Raw genomic sequence first — 18,305 nt, forward strand, 5'->3', positions numbered from 1 at the left:
TGCCCGGGCGAGGCGGCGCCGGCGCCCGGCGGGACATCGGCGGCGTGAGCCGCGTCGATTCGATAGCAGGAGACGTCGCTCCAGACTTCGAATTCTTCCACGGCATCGTAACTGAGCTGGTGGGCGTGGAGCTCGGCCATGCCGAGATCGAGCTGGGCAAGCGGCGCAACACGGCGGCAGCACGGCGGCGACACCGCGGCGACATTGCGGCGACATTGCGAAGAGAGCGCACGGAGCGCGCCAGCGCGGCCTACACCGGGCGAGCGCTGTGGGCGGACATGCGACGATCATTCCTGGATGCAGCCGTCCGACCTCATGGTGTAAGCTCGATCGACGCGGTGGACCCATGTCGCTGAACTTCATCGAGGGGAGGCTGTTTGCAGGGAGGTACCGCGTCGTGCGCTGCATCGCGACCGGAGCGATGGGCGCGGTCTACGAGGTCGTGCACATCGAGACGGAGCGCCGTCGAGCGCTCAAGGTGATGCACCCGCACCTCGCCGAGAACCCCGAGTTCCACGCCCGGTTCAAGCTCGAGGCGCGGGTCGCCGCCCGCATCGCCACCGAGCACATCGTCGAGGTGTTCGACGCCGGGATCGACCCGGAGACCGGGATGCCGTTCCTGGTCATGGAGCTGCTCCGCGGCGAGGAGCTCAGCAAGCGCATCCGCCGCCTCGGGCGCCTGTCGCCGGAAGAGGCCGTCGCCTACATGCGCCAGACGGCGATCGCCCTCGACAAGACGCACGCCGCCGGGGTCGTCCACCGCGATCTCAAGCCGGCGAACCTGTTCCTGGCGGCGTTCGGCGACGACGACGAGTTCCGCATCAAGGTGCTCGATTTCGGCATTGCCAAGCTCGTCGCGGAGACCGCGCTCGACTCGGCGACGACCGCGGCCCTCGGGACGCCGCTCTACATGGCGCCTGAGCAGTTCAGCGGCGCGTCCATCTCGAAGGCCGCCGACCTCTTCGCGCTCGGCATGATCGCGTACACGCTCCTCGTCGGCAAGGCCTACTGGCTCAACGACATGCGGGAGTTCAGCAACACGCTCGCGTTCGCGGTGATCGCGATGTACGGCCCGCAGGAGCCCGCGTGCGCGCGCGCGGCGGCCGACGGGGTGGAGCTGCCCCCGGCCTTCGACGCATGGTTCGCGAAGGCTACGGCGCGCGACCCCGAGGCGCGCTTTCCGACCGCATCCGCCGCGATCGAGGCGCTCGCCGAGGTCTTCGACATCGCGCCCGCGCCGGCGAAGTCGTCGCGCCTGTCCGTGGTGGACACGCCGCTCCCGCGTGCACACCAGGGGCCCGCTTCATCGATGCCGGCGCCCGCCCAGTCCTCCAACACGGGCCTGGAGACGAGGGTCGCCGCCACGTCGCCGCGGAGCTGGTCCACGGTCGCGATCGCGGCCGTCGCCCTCATCGGCGGCGGCGCCATCGCCTTCGCCTCGCTGGGCGGGGGCGCGCGCTTTGCTCCGGGGGGCGCCGGCGCGGCCGACGCGCCGGCGGCCCGGGCGGCACCCGCCCCGCCGATCTCCATACCGCCCTTCCCATCCGCCGTGCCGGTGCCCGCTCTCCGCGAAGCCTCCGGGCCGCCCGCAGCGCCAGATCTCGCGGCGCCCGCGACCGCGACGCCCGCGCCGCACGAGGACGGCGACGTGGCGCCCGCCGCCGCGGCAGCGTCCGCGAGCGCGAACGACGCGCTCCCGCCGCCTCGCGCGGCGCCGCACCCTCGCGGCGCCACGCCGTCCAGCGCAGCCACGCCGTCCAGCGCAGCGCCGTCGTCCAGCGCAGCGCCGCCGTCCAGCGCAGCGCCGCTTTCCAGCGCAGCGCCGTCGTCCAGCGCGGGGCGCACGCCGACGCCGCCGACGTCCTCCTCGGCCAAGCCCCGGGAATCGCTCTACTCGGCGGACTGACGCAGCGCCCGCGCTGACGCGGCGACAGCGGAGCGCTGTTTTCTTGCCTGCGGCGATACCAGGAGTGGTATCTCCTGCATCCACCGATGCGCTTCGCCTGGTCTGCGCCTCTAGTGAGCGGATTGCTGAGCATCGCTCTCACCGCTCCGGCGAGCGCGCAACCCGACGCCGTGGCCGTGGCCGAGTCGCTCTTCAACCGCGGTCTCGCGGACATGCTGGCGGGCCGACATTCGAGGGGTTGCCCTGCCCTCGCCGAGAGCTATCGGCTCGATCCACGCGCAGGTCGGCTGTTCACGCTCGCCGAGTGCGAGGCCCAGTGGGGGCGCATCGCCACCGCCGTTGCGCGCTACAACGACTTTCTGGCGCTGTATTCCCGCATGTCGGAGGCCGAGAAGCTCCAGCAGATCGAGCGCTACAAGGTCGCGGTCGAGCAGCGCGACACGCTCGCGCCGCTCGTGCCGCAACTCACGCTGTCGCTGCCGGACGACGCGCCCGCGGGCACGGTCGTGCAGCGCGACGGCGTCACCCTCGAGGGGCCTGCCCTCGGCATCCCGCTCCCCGTCAACCCGGGAGAGCACGTCGTGACGACGAGGGCGCCGGGGGGGCCGCTGCACGAGGTGCGGTTCACGATCGACAAGTCCGACGCGAAGACGATCGCGCTCGAGGTGAAGCTCCCCCGCGAGGCGCCTCCGCCCGACAGGCCGGCGGCTCGGCCGGCCGACCCGCTCGGCGCGCCGCCCGCGAACGGCGCGAAGGGCGCCGCGGGGGCTCCGCAGGGGTCCGGGCCCAGCGGCCAGCGCGTCCTGGCGTACGTGGCGGGCGGGCTCGCCGTGAGCGGGCTGATCGTCGGCTCGGTGACCGGATGGATGGCGCTCAACGAGAGCAGCCGCGCGGACAAGGATTGCAAGGACGTCGGCCCCGGCGTGGCGGAATGCGACACCCCCGTCGCGAAGGCCGCCGGCGACCGCGCGAAGGACCTGGGGACCGTGAGCACGATCGGCTTCAGCGCCGGGGCGGCGCTCGCGGGCGCGGCGGTGCTGCTCTTCCTGACGGAGCCTTCCCCGTCCGGCCCGCAAGCCAGCGCCGCGCCCCGCCCGCAGGCCGGGACGGTCAGCTGGTCGCTGCTCGCCGGGCCGACCGGCGGCGGCGTCGCGGTCCAGAGCCGGTGGTGAGCCGGCGCGCGCCCGCCGCCGCCGGCGCAACCCGCCCGTAACGCAGCTCGCCCGCGGCGCCCATCGCGCTGCGCGCGTCGGCGCGCCACGCCGCCGCGGCGGGCTCACGTCGCCTGGCATCCAGCCTGCACCCAGGTTGCGGCGTCGATGCAGGTGAATCCACGTCGGGATCTCCCCGATTCGTCGGAAACGTGCGCCTCGTCGGTGGACACGATGGACACGATTCGGTGTAGCATCAATAAAAAACTACAGGCCGGCGCGCCCGGGCGGGAAAGGTATGGCGATGAGGAAAGGGCAATTCATGATCACGAAGACCACGATGGCGATGTTCGGGCTCGCGGCCTCCGGGCTGCTCGCGGGCTGCACGGAGACGCTCGACTCGAAGCAGATCCGCACCGGAGGGATCTCCGCGACGATAGAGGCGACCGCCGAGAGCGCGTCGTCGACGAGCGTGAAGGCCACGCTCAAGGCGGGCGGCGACGAGAGCAACACCTACGTCATCCTGAGCGCGGGAGACCGGATCTCCGCGACGGCGGACGGCGAGGAGGTCGAGATGTCCTCCGAGAGCGCCGGAGTCTACGAGGCCCACTTCGACGTCGGGGAGGGAGGCACCGAGCTCACGGTGCGGCTGGACCGCGAGGACGACGACGACGCGCCGAACAACGCCGGGACGCTCCCCGACCCGTTCGACCTCGAGGCGCTGCCCAAGGATCCGGTCCCGCGCGGCGAGGACCTCACGATCACGTGGGCGCCGAGCGGGTCGGGCGACGACATGGTGATCCGCGTGGACGGCAGATGCATCTTCTCCAAGACGTTCGATGTCGGGGGCGACCCGGGGACGTACACCATCGACGCGGGCGAGCTGGAAGCGACGAGCTCGCAGGAGCCCGAGAGCTGCGATGTGGACGTCGTGATCAGCCGCACGCGCAGCGGCACGACGGACAAGACCCTAGACCCGGAGAGCTCGTTCGAGCTGAGCCAGGTCCGGCAAGGCCGCTTCACCTCGGCGCCCTGAGGCGCCCTCCCTGCGCCTACCGGTAGAAGGCGACGTCGTCGATCCAGACATCGAACGCCTGCCCCGGCTCGAAGAAGAAATAGAAGCCCCAGAGCTGGTCCATGGCGGGCGCGTCGAACTGATCACCGAAGCCTGCCTGCTTGAGGCACGCCGCTGGAAGCTTGAAGCGCTTCCAGTCGTCCGCCAGCACGACGTACTGGTGGAAATGGTCGTAGCATCCACCCGCCTCGAGATCGCAGATGCCCCCTGTGTGACGGGTCTGCCGATCGACGAACATCACCTTCATCCTCCCGGCAGAGCTGTCCCCGGCGCGAGCCCAGAAGGTGATGCCACGGAACTCGGAGGCGTCGTAGAAGTCATCGTTGTCCAGAAAGAAGGCGACGCCGGCTCCCCAATCGCGGAAGCCGTCGTTGGCGCTGGTGTGCACGGCCACGAGGCTATCGCCGCGCGGAGGATCAACGGTGCTCATCAGGTCGAGCTCGTTCTCAGGCTCGTGGATCCCCTCCGGTGACAGGTCGTTGTCCTTGAACCAGAGCCCTGCCCGAGGGTTCGCGCCGTCCCCCGTGGGGATCGAGAGGTCTTGATCTTCCATGTCGTCGATCAGCGACAGGTCGAGGATCTCCCCCGGCATCGCCTCGAAGACCTTGCACGGATCCCCGCCGCCTGCGCCCGCTGCGCCGCCGCCCGTGGCCGCGCCCCCCGACCCGCCGCTCGTGGCTGCGCCTCCTGCGCCGCTGCCCGTGACTGCGCCGCCGCCCGCGGCTGCGCTCCCTCCGTCGCCGCCGCCTGCGCCGCCGCCCCCGTAGGCCCCGCCATCGACCTGGTAGTCCTTGTCGAAGCCGAAGATCTGCGCACATCCGAGCCCTAGCATCGCGATGGTACATTCGCCGGTGCACCGAACGAGAGCCCGCAACATCTTCGTTTTCATGGTCGTCCCGAGGTTTTCATAAGCGAATATAGGACGATCTTTTGCCCGAATGAACGGTGAACATGGCCGAGGCACGCGGCTGTCGCCGCTCCGCCTCCTGCCCCCCGCGCCCGCCGGGCGCCGGGCGCCGGCGATTCCGCTGCGCGACGACGCAGATCGAGGGAGCGGCCCCCACATCAGGGGAGCGACGTAGGCAGCCCCCATGCGGCCTCAGCCGAACAGCGCGGCGTAGTCGTCCTCACGAAAGCCCACCAGCACCCGGCTCCCCTTCACCAGCACGGGCCGCTTGACGAGCTTCCCGTCCTCGGTGAGCCACCGCGCGACCTCCGCGTCGCTCGCGGCGTCCACCCGCGCCTTGCCGAGGGCGCGGTAGCTCTGCCCGCTCGTGTTGAGCCACCGGCGCACCGGGAGCCCGCTGGCCGGGATCCACCGGGCGAGCTCCTCGGCTGTCGGCGGCTCGTCGACGATGGGCCGCACGGCGACGTCGACGCCGCGCTCGCCGAGCCACTTCAAGGCCTTCTTGCAGGTGCTGCACCCGGAATACGAGAGGATCTGGACCTTGCTCATGCGGGCCTTTTGCCCTCGCACGCGCCGAGTGGCAAGGCCCGCCGCTCCCTCTCCGCTGCCTCGCGCCCTGCGCCCTGGCGTCGAATCGGATGGAGCCGCCCGGCGGGCCACGCCTTCAGTAGGGATACCCGGGGATGTTCATCGCTATCGAATAGAGCGAGTCGCCCGCCGTGATGTAGAGCGTCTTCCGATCGGCCCCGCCGAACGCGACGTTCGACGCCTCGATCATCCCCTCGATCGTGCCGAGCCTCGCGCCGGACGGCGCGAGGACCTCGACGCCGCCCGTCCACCCGACGTAGAGGTTGCCCGCGCAGTCGACGCCCATGCCGTCGGCCTTCATGAGGCCCGAGGCGAAATCGGCGGAGGGGCCGGGCGCGCCGCCTTCGTCCAGCGGATATCGCCGGATCCGGCCGATGCTGAACTCGGTGGCATAGAGGACGCGCCCGTCGGGCGAGAGCGCGACGCCGTTCGGCTCGTTCATCGTGCCCACGACGCTCACCTCGCCGGACGGCGACACGCGGTACACCGACGTCGGCAGCTCCGGCCAGCCGGTGAGCTGGAACTCCGGATCGCTGAAATAGACGTTGCCGTCGGCCCGCACGGCGACGTCGTTCGGCGAGTTGAACCGCTTGCCCCCGTAGAGCTCGGCCACAGGGCGCCGCGCCTTCGTGCCGAGGTTGAAGGCGGAGATGTCGCGCGTGTCGTGGGTGCACGCGATCAGCTCCCCGTCCGTGGACAGGGCGAGGCCGTTCGTCGAGCTGTTCTCGATGAACACCTCGAACGAGCCCGGAGGCGTGAACCGGTGCAGGGTCGCCGGCGGGCCGTTGAGCGGCGCCTGGTTCCGCTGCGCGCGGTGGATGTCCGAGAAGAACAGCGCGCCGAGCTCGGCAACCCAGACCGGCCCCTCGACGTAGTCGAACCCGCCGCGCACCCGCTCCGCCCTGCGGTTCGCGGGCAGCGGATCGGCCGCATACGGCCCTCCCGGGCAGATCCCCGGGCCGCCGCCGCCGCCACCGCCGCCGCTCCCGCCGCCCCCCGCGCCGAGCCCGCCCTCCCCGGACCCGCCGCCGCCCGCGCCGCCTGACCCGCTCGCCGTCGTAGCGCCGCTCGTCGCGCCGCTCGTAGCGCCGCTCGCGCCCACGCCGCCGCTGCCGCTGCCGCTGCCGCTGCCGCTGCCGCTGCCGCTCGTGGCGATCTGGCCCCCGGTGGAGCCGCCCGGATCGCCGCCCCCTTCCGAGGAAAATCCGGGAGAATCGGCGCCGTCACCACAGCCGCTCGCGGCCGCAGCCAAGATTCCGCATACCAGCAGAGAAAATCGAGCTCTCATAAGCAAAGTTCTCCATCCCAAGGTGCGCACGACGTGGATTTATCACAGGCCAGCCGCCGGTGTGGTCACCACCTTGCGGCGGAAAAATTGCCACGTCGCGCGACGGGCCGTCTGGTATACGTGCGCGGAAAGGAGCCGCCTCCCCGCGGCAGCGCCCCTCGTGATCCGCCTCGATTCCATCAGCAAGCAGCACGGTAAGCAGATCCTCTTCCTCGAGGCCTCCGCGGCGGTGAACCGCGGCGAGAAGGTCGGCCTGGTGGGGCCGAACGGCTCCGGCAAGACGACGATCTTCCGGATGATCACCAAGGAAGAGGCGCCCGACGGCGGCCAGGTCGCGATCGACCGCGGCGTCACCATCGGCTACTTCAGCCAGGATGTCGGCGAGATGAAGGGCAGGAGCGCCGTCGCCGAGACCATGGACGGCGCCGGCCCGGTCTCCGTCGTCGCGGCGGAGCTCCGCGAGCTCGAGGCCGCGCTCGCCGACCCCGAGCGCATGGACGAGATGGAAAGCCTGATCGAGCGCTTCGGCCAGGCGCAGGCCCGCTACGAAGAGCTCGGCGGCTACGCGCTCGACGCCAAGGCGCGCGAGATCCTCGCCGGCCTCGGCTTCAGCCAGGCCATGATGGATGGCGACGTGGGCGCCCTCTCCGGCGGCTGGAAGATGCGCGTCGCGCTCGCGCGCATCCTCCTCATGCGGCCCGACGCGCTCCTGCTCGACGAGCCGACCAACCACCTCGACATCGAGTCGATCATCTGGCTCGAAGGGTACCTGAAGCAGTATCCAGGGGCGCTCGTCATGACCTCGCACGATCGCGAGTTCATGAACCGCATCGTCACCAAGATCATCGAGATCGACGGCGGCGAGCTCACCAGCTACTCGGGCAATTACGAGTTCTACGAGCAGCAGCGCGCCATCAACGAGCAGCAGGCCGAGGCGCAATACGAGCGCCAGCAGGCGATGCTCGCGAAGGAGATGCGCTTCATCGAGCGCTTCAAGGCGCAGGCCGCCAAGGCGGCGCAGGTCCAGTCGCGCGTGAAGAAGCTCGAGAAGATCGACAAGGTCGAGCCGCCGAAGCGCCGGAGGACCATCCGCTTCGAGTTCAAGCCGGCCCCGCGCTCGGGCGACGACGTGGCGCGGCTCGACGGGGTCAAGAAGGCGTTCGGCGGCCGCCCCATCTACGACGGGTTCGACCTCCTGATCCGCCGCCGCGAGCGCTGGTGCGTCATGGGCGTGAACGGCGCCGGCAAGTCCACGCTCCTCAAGCTCATCGCCGGGGCCTCCGCGCCGGATGCCGGCCAGGTGAGCGTCGGCGCGAGCGTCAAGCTGGGGTACTTCGCGCAGCACGCGATGGAGCTCCTCGACCCGACCCGCTCCGTCTGGGAGTCCATCGTCGCCGCCTTCCCCCAGGCCTCCATCGGCTCGCTCCGCACGCTCGCCGGCGCATTCGGCTTCTCCGGCGACGACATCGACAAGCCGTGTCGCGTGCTGTCCGGCGGCGAGAAGGCCCGCCTCGTGCTCGCGATCATGCTCTACGATCCGCCGAATTTCCTGGTGCTCGACGAGCCGACCAACCACCTCGATATGGCGACCAAGGAGATGCTCGTCGAGGCGCTCTCCTCGTTCGAGGGCACCATGCTGTTCGTCTCGCACGATCGCCGCTTCCTCGCCGCGCTGTCGAACCGCGTCCTCGAGCTCCTGCCCGACGGGCCGCGCGTCTACGGCGGCGGATACCTGGAGTACGTCGCCCAGAGCGGACACGAGGCGCCGGGCATCCGGAGCTGAGGGCGCGGCTCTGCGCCGCGGCGCGCTCCGCCCGGGAGCGACTCCCGCCCGCCAGCTCGACTCCACGCGGCGCGGGGCGGGGCGCGAGGTGAACACATGCTCAAGGTTTCGCGCTATCGTAAGGACCTCGATGGAGCAGCTCGGTAGACCGAACCCAAAGCGGCTCTCCGACTTCATCCAGCGCCATCACGACGCGGTCCTGGAGAAGTGGAAGCAGCGGGTCCAATCGCTGAGCCCGGCGCGGCGGCTGTCGGATACGTTGCTGACCGACCATATCCCGAGCGTCCTCGCGTACATCGCCGAGGCCACCGGGAGCGAGGGCGCGGAGGCCGCGGTCGACCGGAGGCTCCGCGGCATGCCCGGGTATCACGCGCTGAACCGGCTGGCCCACGGGTACGACCTCTCCGACGTGGTGATGGAGTACGCGGCGCTCCGCGCCGTGATCCTGGAGCTCTGGGAGCGCGACGGCGGCGGGAACGGCGGGCGCGAGCTCATCCGGCTGAACGCGGCGATCGACGAGGCGATCGCGGGCGCCGTGTCGCATTACCAGGAGGCGCGCGTGCGCCTGCTCCAGGCGCTCGACACCATCTCGGCGGCCGCCCTCGGCAGCAGCGACCTGGACACCTTCCTGAAGGCGCTCATCCGCGCGACGCGGGAGGCGGCGGCCGCGGTGGACGTGGCGATCGTCCTGCTCGGGGACGGCCTCGAGGTGCACGCGACGGCCGGCCTCGACGATGGGCCGCTGCTCGGCCCGCCGCTCGAGGCGACGCGCGAGCTCGCCCGCGCGGTGCTCGCGCTGCGCGGGCCCACCTCGCTCGACGCCGCGCTCCCGGCCCTGCCCGCGACCGCGCGCGAGATCCGGTCGAGGGGGCTGCGCGCCGTCTACGGCGTGCCGCTGCTCCACGAGGGGCACGCCATCGGCGTCGCGATCCTCGGCTCCCGCAACGCCGAGGAGTTCTCCGAGGAGGACATGCTGATGCTCCGCACGATGACCAGCCGGGCGACCGGGATCATCGTGCAGGCGCAGCTCGTCGCGAAGGAGCGCGCGTCGCGGCACCAGGCGGACGACGCCCGCGCGCTGCTCGCGACCGTGATCGAGCAGATGCCGGCGGGGCTCATCATCGGCGAGCGGCAGACGGGGCGCGTCCTGCTCACGAACCGGCAGGCCACGGAGATCTTCCGGCAGTCGTTCGAGGGCATCCAGAGCATCGAGGGCTACACCGGCCGCGGCTTCCACCCGCGGTCGGGCAAGCCGTACGAGACGTGGGAGTGGCCGCTGTCGCGCACCGTCACGACGGGCGAGGTCGTGGACGACGAGGAGATCGACGTTCTCCGCGGCGATGGCACGTGGGGGCGCATCCTCGTGCGCTCGTCGCCGGTGCGGGATCCGGACGGGCGCGTCTCGGCGGGCGTCGTCACCTTCTTCGACATCACCGAGCGCACGCGCGCCGAGCAGGGGCAGCGCTTCCTCGCGGCCGCGAGCGCCGCCCTGAGCGACAGCCTCGATCTCCAGGGCACGCTCGACCGGCTCGGCCGCCTCACGGTGCCCGAGCTCGCGGACTGGTGCGTCATCCAGACGCTCCCGGAGTTCGAGGCGGCGCGGCGGGTCACGCTGACGCACGCGGACCCGGAGACCGTGAAGAGGGCGCGCGCGCTCTTCCGCGAGATGGATCCGCCCCCGGCGCTGGCGGCGCTGATGGAGCAGGTCCTCTGCACCGAGCGCCCGGAGCTCGTCCGGGACCTGTCGCACCCGCTGCTCGCCTCGCTCGGCGAGCACGCCGCCTTCCGCCGGCTCGTCCGCGCGCTCGGGATCACGTCGGCCATGGTGGTGCCGATGGTGGCGCGGGGGCGCACGTTCGGCTGTATCATCCTGGCGACCGCGGAGTCCGGGCGGGTCTACGACGAGGCGGACCTGGCGGTCGCGCACGATCTGGCGCAGCGGGCGGCGCTCGCCGCGGACAACGCGCGGCTCTACGAGGCCGCGCAGCGCGCGATCGAGCTCCGGGACAACGTGCTCGCCACGGTGTCCCACGACCTCCGGAACCCGCTGAGCGCGATCATCACCGCGGCCGCCGTGATGACCAAGCGCGCGGCGGCGCGGGGGGAAAAGGGGGACGCGAAGGCGATCCAGGCGATCCAGCGGTCGGCGCACCGGATGGACCGGCTGCTCCACGACCTGCTCGACTTCGCGAGCCTGCGCGCCGGCCGGCTGGCGCTGCGCCGGCAGCCGCAGGATCCGCGGGAGATCGGCCGGGAGGCGGTCGAGACGTTCGAGTCGCTGGCTCAGGAGAAGGGGATCCACCTGGGCGCCGCGTCGGCCGAGGACGTCCCGCTCGTCGCGTGTGATCGCGATCGCGTGCTCCAGGTGCTCTCGAACCTCCTGAGCAACGCGCTCAAGGTGACCGGCGCCCAGGGGTCGGTCACGGTGCGGTGCGAGCACCGGGAGGAGCACGTCGTCTTCTCGGTGGCGGACACGGGGCCGGGGATCCCGGAGGACGAGCTGCCCTACCTGTTCGAGCGGTTCTGGCGCGGCCAGCGGAACGGCTACAAGGGCACGGGGCTCGGGCTGGCCATCGCCCGGGAGCTCGTGGTCGCGCACGGGGGGACCATCCAGGTGGAGAGCCGCGTGGGCGTGGGGACCACGTTCCGGTTCACGATCCCCGTCGGGGACGCCGAGGGGTAGGCCGGCGGCGAGCGCCGGGGCGGCCGCCCGGGGAGGGAGTGGACGATCGCGCGCGCCGGCCCCAGAGGCCTCCGGAAGGAGGAAACATGGGAGACGAGACAACGCACGACCAGCTGGGCGCCCCGCGGCCCGAGCGCGAGGTGAGCGAGGAGAAGCTGCCCCACCCGCAGGCGGACGTCCCCGGGGTCCGCGGGCCGATCACGTCGTCCGGCGAGCGAGAGGACGCGCCCCCCGGCGAGGTCGAGACCTGGGGCAGCGAGGGCGGCGCCGGGTCGTACGAGGGGGGGCCGGTGATCTCGGACACGAAGCTCCCCGCGGGGAGATCGGGGCGTAAGCCTGCGTAGTTACGGAAGTATTCGTCGATGACACGGCCCGCGGAGCTCCCGGCGGGCCGCCGGGTCACGGCTGCTGCTGCTGCGTCGGCCTGGGCGCGCACCGCTGCATGTAGGCGGGCTCGGGGCAGCCGTCGTGGGTCAGGATCTCGTCCTCCTGGCACTTCACGAGCGCAGCCCGGATGTCGAGGCACTTCCCGGGGCCCGCCTCCACGCACCGGTGCACCGAGGTGGTCCCGTTGGCGCAGCCGTCGAGCTGGCCCTCGGGGCAATCCAGGAGCGGCCCGACCGAGCAGTCGCGCTCCGGGGTCGGGCCGGTCGCCGTCGTCGACGTCCCCTGGGTGGCCTGCTGCCGGGGCGTGCAGGCGGCGCTCCCGGCGAGCGCGAGCCCCGTGAAGAAGAAGAGCAGGCCCCGGCGGGGCGAGCAGCTGCGCGTGTTCATGCCGTCGTTCTCCGTGGGTGAGGCTGGGCCGGGGACCGGAAGGCAGGTCGCCGACCAGCGCGCCCGGCAGACTACTCCACGGAACGAGGTCGTCCGGCGCTTTTGCCTCGGCGGCCAGAGGCCCCCGGCCGGACCGCGCGCCTCAACCTGGGTCGGGCCGCCTCAACCTGGGTCGGGCCGCCTCAACCCGGGTCGGGCTGCCTCAACCTGGGTCGGCCCGCCTCAACCTGGGTCGGCCCGCCTCAACCCGGGTCGGGCTGCCCGCCTCAACCCCGGTCAGAACGCGCCGCCGCCGTGCGCGAGCAGCGCCCAGCTGTCGCCGCCCGTCTGGGTCGCAGCGCCCCGGACGGTCAGGTCGTCGAAGAACGCCGGGCGGAAGTTGAGCCGGGCGCCCACCTTGACGTTGCGCGTGACCAGCCGCTCCACCCCCACGGTGACCGGCACCGTCAGCGCGAACGCATCGCCCCCCTCGCCCGCCCAGCCGGCGTACCCCACCCCCGCGACCACGAACGGCTGCACGATCGCCTCGTCGGCCCGCAACACGTTGTAACGCACCCCCGCGTCGAGCGACGTCAGCACCAGCGACCGGCCCAGCGTCGCGCGCTGGTTCACCGAGCCGATGTAGTTGCCCTCGACGGCCACGCGCGGCGACATGCTCCCGGTCACGCGCACGTTCCAGGTGGGCCCGACCCCCGCCGTCCCTCCCAGGTAGCCCAGCATGCCGAAGCCGCCCTCGACCGCGATCGAGGGCTCGGGGATGCGCCGGATCAGCGGCTGATCCGCCGGAGGGACGTTGCCCGCCGGCCGGTCGCGCTGTTCCTGTCGCGCCGCGCCCTGCGCCTCCGCCGCGCCAGCGAGCGCCATCATGGCGGCGGCAGCCATGGCCGACGCCGCGAATCGTCGCGTGCTCATTGCAGTTCTCCCCCCGGATGGCCCCGGCTCCGCCTCCCCCCGGCTGGACCGGTTCCGCCTCCGACGACCGCCGCGTGCACACCGCAGGCCACGCGCGGCTGTGCAGCCCGGGTCCGACGCCCTCGCCCGCGCCGCACGCCCGCCCGCGCGGACGCCGCCTCACGGCCGCATCCACCGCCGAAACCGCGCCGCCGCTCGCACGTAGACCCGTACGCAGCATCCAGCGAGGCGCGCCGAGCCACCGCTCGCCCGGATCGGGCGCCCCCGCGGCCACGGCATCGCTCGGGTCAACGATGACATCGAGCGAACGGGCGGGCAGACAGGGCAGCTCCGATCGCCCTTCCCGCCCTCCTACCTTCCTGCTCCAGTGGAGAGCGCCACGCGATCACGGCCGCGAGCACCAACCCCATGAGACCCAGGAGACGAGCGTGAAGACGATACGGACTAGGACACTGCTCCTCGTCGTGCTCGCGGCCGCCGCGCCCGGCGCGACCGCCTGCCAGGGAGAGCCGCAGCCCCTCGCGCCCGCCGCGACCGAGCTCAAGGCCCCGGAAGCGAAGGCGCCCGCCGCGGCGGCCTTCGCGATCGACCGGGCGGGCAGCAAGGTCGAGCTCGCGATGGATGCGCCGCGAGAGAAGATCCGCGGGCGGATCGAGGGCGCCGCCGGGGGGACGTTGCAGGTCGATCCCGCCGACATCACGAAGACCACGGGCCTCATCACGGTCGACCTCTCCACGCTCGAGCTCTTCCAGACCGCCGTGGGCGACGACGGCAAGCCCGGCGAGGAGAAGAAGAGCGACGTGCAGAACGAGCACGCGCGCACCTGGCTCGAGATCTCCAAGGACACGCCCGACGACGTCCGCGAGAAGAACGCCAAGGCCCAGTTCGCGATCCGGTCGATCTCGACCTCCGGCGAGAAGGACCTCTCGAAGCTGTCCGGCGCGGAGCGGACGGTGACCGTCACCGCGTCGGGCGACCTCCTGCTGCACCAGCGGCAGACCCCGAAGACCGTGGAGCTCATCGCCACGTTCCGGTACGAGGGCGACAGGCCCGCCGGCGTCACCGTGAAGACCGCGAAGCCGTTCTCGGTCGGGCTGGCCGAGCACGACGTCCGGCCGCGCGAGGCGTTCGGCAAGCTCGCCCAGAAGACGCTCGAGGTGCTGGCGCCCAAGGTCGCCAAGGAGGCGATGGTGTCGCTCGAGCTCACCGCGACCGCCGGCGCCGCGACCCCGGCGCCGGCCGCAGCCGCGGCGCCGGCGGGCAGCGCGGCGCGGTGAGCCGCGCGCGCCGCCTGCCCGGGAGCCATTGCGGCGCCGCGGCGGCTCTGAGATGACACGGCGCTCCGTGCGCCGCCGGGAAACCGGATCACGCCTCGCCCGTAGTGGGCGCAGGCCCGTCACGACGAGAACCAGAGGAGCCACACGATGCTGTCGAAGAAGAGCATTTACGAGAGCCTCGCCGCGCTGAGCGCCGGTGCCCTGCTGATGGGCGGCTGCGGCGGCGCGCAGGCGCCGGTCAACGCGACCGAGGTCCCCGCCGAGCAGGAGGCGACCCCGGCCGCCCCCGCCGCGCCGGCCGAGCCCGCGCCGGCCGAGGCGACCTCCGGCGACGCCGCCGCGGGCGCGAACGTCCCCGCGGCCCCGGCCGCGCCGGATTCCGCCGCCCCGCCGAGCGGCGCGCAGTCCGCCGCGACCTCGCCGCAGGTCGCGCCCACGGCCACCCCGGCGGCCACCGCGCCCACGCCGCCCACGCCGACCGCCGCGCCCAAGCCCGCGGCGAAGAAGGCGGCCGCCAAGAAGCCCGGCCACGCGGGCTGCGGCCAGGGCACCTGCGCCTGATCCCGGTCGGCCCCGCCCGCCCCGCGCCCCCATGACCGAAAGCGCGCTCACCGGCGTCGGCCTCGGGCTCCGATGGGAGTTCCTCGACGAGGTGCTCGCGGCGCTCGAGGCGCAAGCGCCCAACGAGCGCGCGCGCGGCGCGGCGCTGGCCGTCCCCTTCTTCGAGCTCTCCCCCGAGAACTACATGCGCCGCGGCGGCTACTACCCCGCCGCGATCGCGCGCGTCCGGGAGCACCGCGCCATCCTGACGCACGGGCTCACCCTCTCGGTCGGCGGGGTCGATCCGCTCGACGACGGCTACCTGCGCGCGCTGCGGGGGTTCGTCGATCGGCTCGACCCGCCGTTCCACAGCGACCACCTCTGCTTCTCGGGCGTCGACGGCAGGTTCCTGCACGACCTCCTGCCGCTCCCGCTCACCTCCGCGGCCGCCGCCCACGCCGCGGCCCGCATCCGCGAGGCCGCGGACCGGCTCGAGCGCCCGATGGCCATCGAGAACATCACCTACTACCTGGTCCCGGGCCGCGCCTCGCTCGACGAGGCCGACTTCCTCGTCGAGGTGCTCGAGCGCGCCGGCTGCGGGCTCCTGCTCGACGTGAACAACGTCTACGTCAACGCCAGGAACCACGGCTTCGATCCGGTCGCGTACCTGGAGAAAATTCCACCCGCGCGCGTCGTCTCGATGCACGTGGCCGGGCACGAATGGCGCGACGACGCGGGGGTCGTCGTCGACACGCACGGCGCGCCGGTCGTCGCGCCGGTGCTCGACCTGCTCGCCCGCGCGGTCGCGCGGACCGGGCCGGTGCCGGTCGTGCTGGAGCGCGACAACGACGTGCCGCCGCTCGACGCGCTGCTCGCGGAGCTCGCCGAGGTCGAGGCGGCGTACCGGCGCGGGCTCGCCGCGCGGGAGGCGCGGGCGTGAGCGCGGCGCGCGAGGCGACGGACGGGCCGCCGCCGGAGCTCCCGGGCGCGACCGCGGCGCCAGCGGCGACGGACGGGCCGCCGCCGGAGCTCCCGGGCGCGACCGCGGCGCCAGCGGCGATGGACGGGCCGCCGCCGGAGCTCGCGGCGCTGCAGCGGGCGCTCCAGGCGAGCGTGAGCGCGCCGGACGGCGAGGCGATCGCGGCCGACCCGCGCGCGTGGCTCGCCAGCGCCGGGCTCGACGGACCGGACCTCGAGGCGATGGCCGCGCTCCCGCCGAGGCGGCTGCTGCTCTACCGGAGCCTGGTCCGCCGCGGGCTGACCGGCGCGATCCGCGCCGGGATCCCGCGGACCGCGGCGCGGCTCGGCGCCCGGTTCGAGGCGGACGCGGCGCGCTTCCTCGAGGCGGAGCTGCCCCGGTCGCGCTACCTCCGCGACATCGCCTTCGCGTTCGTGGCCTTCGCGGCGCCGCGCTGGGTCGAGGACCCGGAGGTGCCCGCCTACCTCGCGGATCTCGCCCGCCACGAGCTCGCCGCCTTCGCGGCGGCGTGCGCCGAGCCGGACGAGGAAGAGGCCGGCGCGACGGGCGACGCCGGCGCGACGGGCGACCCCGGCGCGACGGGCGACCCGGACGCGCCGCGCGGACCGGATACGCCGGGCGCGCCTGCCCCCGGCGAGGCGCTCTCGCTCGACCGCGGTGTGCGCTTCCAGCGGGCCGCGGCGCTCGCGCGCTACGAGCACGCGGTCCACCGGCTCCAAGGCGCCGAGTCGGCGCGCGACGTGCCGGCCCGCGAGCCCACGCGCCTGCTCGTGTACCGCGACGCCGGGCACGAGGTGCGCTTCCTCGAGCTCACGCCGCTCGCGGCCGAGCTCCTCGACCGCCTCCTCGCGGGCGCCGCGCTCGGCGACGCCGTGGTCCAGGGCTGCGCCGCGCTGGGGCACCCGGTCGACGGCCCGGTGCTGGCGAGCGCCGCGGCCCTCCTGAGCGACCTCGCCGAGCGCGGGGCGCTCCTCGGACCGTCGCGCGCGCCGGCCATCGGCGCGCCGGGCGCCGCGCCGTGCTGATCGCCGGCGCGCAGACGGTGTATGCCGTCAGAGGCGCCATGGACGAGCTCGCCCTGAACGCAGCGATGGACCGGTACGCGTGCGGCGACGCGCGCGCGTTCACCGAGCTGCACCGCGCGCTCTCGGCGCGCCTCCTCGCGTACCTCACCCGGATGTGCGGCTCCGAGACGCTCGCCGGCGACCTGGCGCAGGAGACGTTCCTGCGGATGCACCGCGCCCGATCGACCTTCGCCCGGGGCGGCGCCGTCACGCCGTGGGCGTACGCCATCGCGCGGAACGTGTACGTCGATCACGCGCGCGCCCAGAAGCACCGCAGCACCGAGCGGCTCCCGAGCGATCCGGGCGCGGAGCCGCCGGACGCGCGCGGCGCCGACGCCGAGGCGGTGGCGATCGCCACCGAGACGGCGCGGGCGGTCGAGCGCGCGCTCGCGCGCCTCCCGGCGTCGCAGCGCGAGGCGTTCATCCTGATCCGGTACGAGGGCCTGAGCGTGCAGGACGCCGCGGCGATCCTGGGGACGACCGGGACCGCGGTGAAGCTCCGCGCGTTCCGCGCCTACGAGGCGCTGCGCGCCGCGCTCGAGGAGCTCAAGCGGCAGTCCGACGCGGGACCAGGCGAAGGCAGGGGCGCGGAGAAGGGCGCCAGAGCAAAGGACGACGGGCCCGCGGCCGCGAAACCGGAGCGGAGCGGCCGCCGCGGCAAGGGGCAGCCGGGCGTCCGGGGAGGTGCCGATGGCGAATGAGCGTGACCTGCTGAGCGGGCTCGAGGACATCCCCGATCCCGCGGCCCACCTCGTCGCCCGGCCGCCGCCCGCCCCGGCGGCGGCGCCGGCCGAGCCGTCGCTGACGCGCCCGGCGCGCGAGCGCCGCGTCCTGATCGCGGGCATGGTCGGGCTCGCCTGGATCCTGATCTTCAGCTGGATCGAGGGCTTCCGCGACGACCTCGGGTCTCCCGGGGTCGCCGTCCCGCTCGCCGTCGGGGCGGCGCTCTCCGGCCTCGGCCTGCTGCTCGCGCTGAGGCCGCGCGCCAGGGGCCTGCCGGCCAGCGTGCGGGCGCTCCAGACGCTCGTCGCCGCGGTGCCGGTCGGGTTCCTGGCCGCGGCCGTCGCGACGTCGCGCGTGGCCGATCCGCCGGTGCCGCTGGAGCTGCACCTCAGGTGCATCGCGAGCGCCGTCGGCACCGGGCTCGTGCCGTTCGCGCTGGCGGCGCTCGTGCTGCGCCGCTCGTTCCTCTCGGCCCCGGCGTGGCGCGGCGCCGCGATCGGCGCCCTGTGCGGCCTCGCGGTGGTGGTCGGCCTCGGGACGCACTGCGAGCTCGACGATCTCATCCACGTCGCCCTCGCCCACGGCCTCCCGATCGCGGCCGGCGCGCTCCTCGGCGCCGCCGCCGGGGCGCTGCGCGGGCGGGCCTGACGAGCGC

General features: G+C 73.4%; 18 protein-coding genes. 13 read left to right on the forward strand and 5 right to left on the reverse strand.

Going from position 1 to position 18,305, the window contains the following annotated elements; translation table 11 throughout:
- Window positions 1-44: 44 nt before the first annotated feature.
- The 4 genes from WMF33_RS35705 to WMF33_RS35720 all read left to right on the forward strand — a co-directional run bounded on the left by WMF33_RS35705 (window position 45) and on the right by WMF33_RS35720 (window position 4,093).
- Window positions 45-356, forward strand: a complete 312-nt coding sequence (locus WMF33_RS35705; RefSeq protein ID WP_437332805.1) for a hypothetical protein — start codon at window positions 45-47, stop codon at window positions 354-356.
- A complete protein-coding gene (locus WMF33_RS35710) occupies window positions 347-1,906 on the forward strand; it encodes a serine/threonine-protein kinase (protein ID WP_437332806.1) in 1,560 nt (519 codons plus the stop codon). The genes WMF33_RS35705 and WMF33_RS35710 overlap by 10 nt, the downstream gene beginning before the upstream one ends.
- A 113-nt stretch (window positions 1,907-2,019) precedes the next feature.
- A complete protein-coding gene (locus WMF33_RS35715) occupies window positions 2,020-3,078 on the forward strand; it encodes a hypothetical protein (protein WP_437332807.1) in 1,059 nt (352 codons plus the stop codon).
- A gap of 301 nt (window positions 3,079-3,379) precedes the next feature.
- Window positions 3,380-4,093 (forward strand): hypothetical protein, encoded by a 714-nt coding sequence (locus WMF33_RS35720; protein ID WP_437332808.1) that lies wholly within the window; start codon window positions 3,380-3,382, stop codon window positions 4,091-4,093.
- 16 nt (window positions 4,094-4,109) lie between these two features.
- Here WMF33_RS35720 and WMF33_RS35725 read toward each other — a convergent pair whose 3' ends face one another.
- The 3 genes from WMF33_RS35725 to WMF33_RS35735 all read right to left on the reverse strand — a co-directional run bounded on the left by WMF33_RS35725 (window position 4,110) and on the right by WMF33_RS35735 (window position 6,879).
- On the reverse strand, window positions 4,110-4,964 hold the full coding sequence (locus tag WMF33_RS35725; RefSeq protein WP_437332809.1) for a hypothetical protein: 855 nt from the start codon (window positions 4,962-4,964) through the stop codon (window positions 4,110-4,112).
- A gap of 267 nt (window positions 4,965-5,231) precedes the next feature.
- Window positions 5,232-5,588 (reverse strand): arsenate reductase family protein, encoded by a 357-nt coding sequence (locus WMF33_RS35730; protein WP_020739063.1) that lies wholly within the window; start codon window positions 5,586-5,588, stop codon window positions 5,232-5,234.
- Between the two features lie 115 nt (window positions 5,589-5,703).
- A complete protein-coding gene (locus WMF33_RS35735) occupies window positions 5,704-6,879 on the reverse strand; it encodes an SMP-30/gluconolactonase/LRE family protein (protein WP_437332810.1) in 1,176 nt (391 codons plus the stop codon).
- 196 nt (window positions 6,880-7,075) lie between these two features.
- On the opposite strand from WMF33_RS35735, the gene abc-f reads away from it, so the two are divergent.
- The 3 genes from abc-f (at window position 7,076) to WMF33_RS35750 (ending at window position 11,725) form a co-directional block, all read left to right on the forward strand.
- Entirely contained in the window at window positions 7,076-8,698 is a 1,623-nt protein-coding gene (gene abc-f, locus WMF33_RS35740) for a ribosomal protection-like ABC-F family protein (protein WP_437332811.1), read from the forward strand.
- A 130-nt stretch (window positions 8,699-8,828) separates the two neighbouring features.
- Entirely contained in the window at window positions 8,829-11,381 is a 2,553-nt protein-coding gene (locus tag WMF33_RS35745; protein WP_437332812.1) for an ATP-binding protein, read from the forward strand.
- A gap of 86 nt (window positions 11,382-11,467) precedes the next feature.
- On the forward strand, window positions 11,468-11,725 hold the full coding sequence (locus WMF33_RS35750) for a hypothetical protein (protein WP_437332813.1): 258 nt from the start codon (window positions 11,468-11,470) through the stop codon (window positions 11,723-11,725).
- A 55-nt stretch (window positions 11,726-11,780) separates the two neighbouring features.
- On the opposite strand, the gene WMF33_RS35755 is transcribed toward WMF33_RS35750, so the two are convergent.
- Window positions 11,781-12,155: a hypothetical protein gene (locus WMF33_RS35755; protein ID WP_437332814.1), complete on the reverse strand. Its 375-nt coding sequence runs from the start codon at window positions 12,153-12,155 to the stop codon at window positions 11,781-11,783.
- A 276-nt stretch (window positions 12,156-12,431) separates the two neighbouring features.
- Window positions 12,432-13,067 carry a hypothetical protein gene (locus WMF33_RS35760; RefSeq protein ID WP_437332815.1) on the reverse strand — a complete coding sequence of 212 codons (636 nt, stop codon included), beginning with the start codon at window positions 13,065-13,067 and terminating at the stop codon, window positions 12,432-12,434.
- Window positions 13,068-13,495: 428 nt separating this feature from the next.
- Between WMF33_RS35760 and WMF33_RS35765 the strand changes: the two genes are divergently transcribed.
- From WMF33_RS35765 to WMF33_RS35790, 6 genes are all read left to right on the forward strand, one after another.
- Window positions 13,496-14,344: a hypothetical protein gene (locus WMF33_RS35765; RefSeq protein WP_061624169.1), complete on the forward strand. Its 849-nt coding sequence runs from the start codon at window positions 13,496-13,498 to the stop codon at window positions 14,342-14,344.
- A 147-nt stretch (window positions 14,345-14,491) separates the two neighbouring features.
- Window positions 14,492-14,905, forward strand: coding sequence for a hypothetical protein (locus WMF33_RS35770; RefSeq protein WP_437332816.1), 414 nt, complete (start codon window positions 14,492-14,494; stop codon window positions 14,903-14,905).
- A gap of 31 nt (window positions 14,906-14,936) precedes the next feature.
- Entirely contained in the window at window positions 14,937-15,824 is an 888-nt protein-coding gene (locus WMF33_RS35775; protein ID WP_437332817.1) for a DUF692 domain-containing protein, read from the forward strand.
- Complete coding sequence (locus tag WMF33_RS35780; protein WP_437332818.1) at window positions 15,821-16,888, forward strand: HvfC family peptide modification chaperone; 1,068 nt, start codon at window positions 15,821-15,823, stop codon at window positions 16,886-16,888. Before WMF33_RS35775 ends, WMF33_RS35780 begins: the two co-directional genes overlap by 4 nt.
- 38 nt (window positions 16,889-16,926) lie before the next feature.
- Entirely contained in the window at window positions 16,927-17,628 is a 702-nt protein-coding gene (locus WMF33_RS35785; RefSeq protein ID WP_437332819.1) for an RNA polymerase sigma factor, read from the forward strand.
- A complete protein-coding gene (locus tag WMF33_RS35790) occupies window positions 17,618-18,298 on the forward strand; it encodes an NrsF family protein (RefSeq protein WP_437332820.1) in 681 nt (226 codons plus the stop codon). The genes WMF33_RS35785 and WMF33_RS35790 overlap by 11 nt, the downstream gene beginning before the upstream one ends.
- Window positions 18,299-18,305: the final 7 nt, after the last annotated feature.

It is taken from the genome of Sorangium sp. So ce394 (assembly GCF_051474665.1).
Lineage (GTDB): Bacteria > Myxococcota_A > Polyangia > Polyangiales > Polyangiaceae > Sorangium > Sorangium cellulosum_D.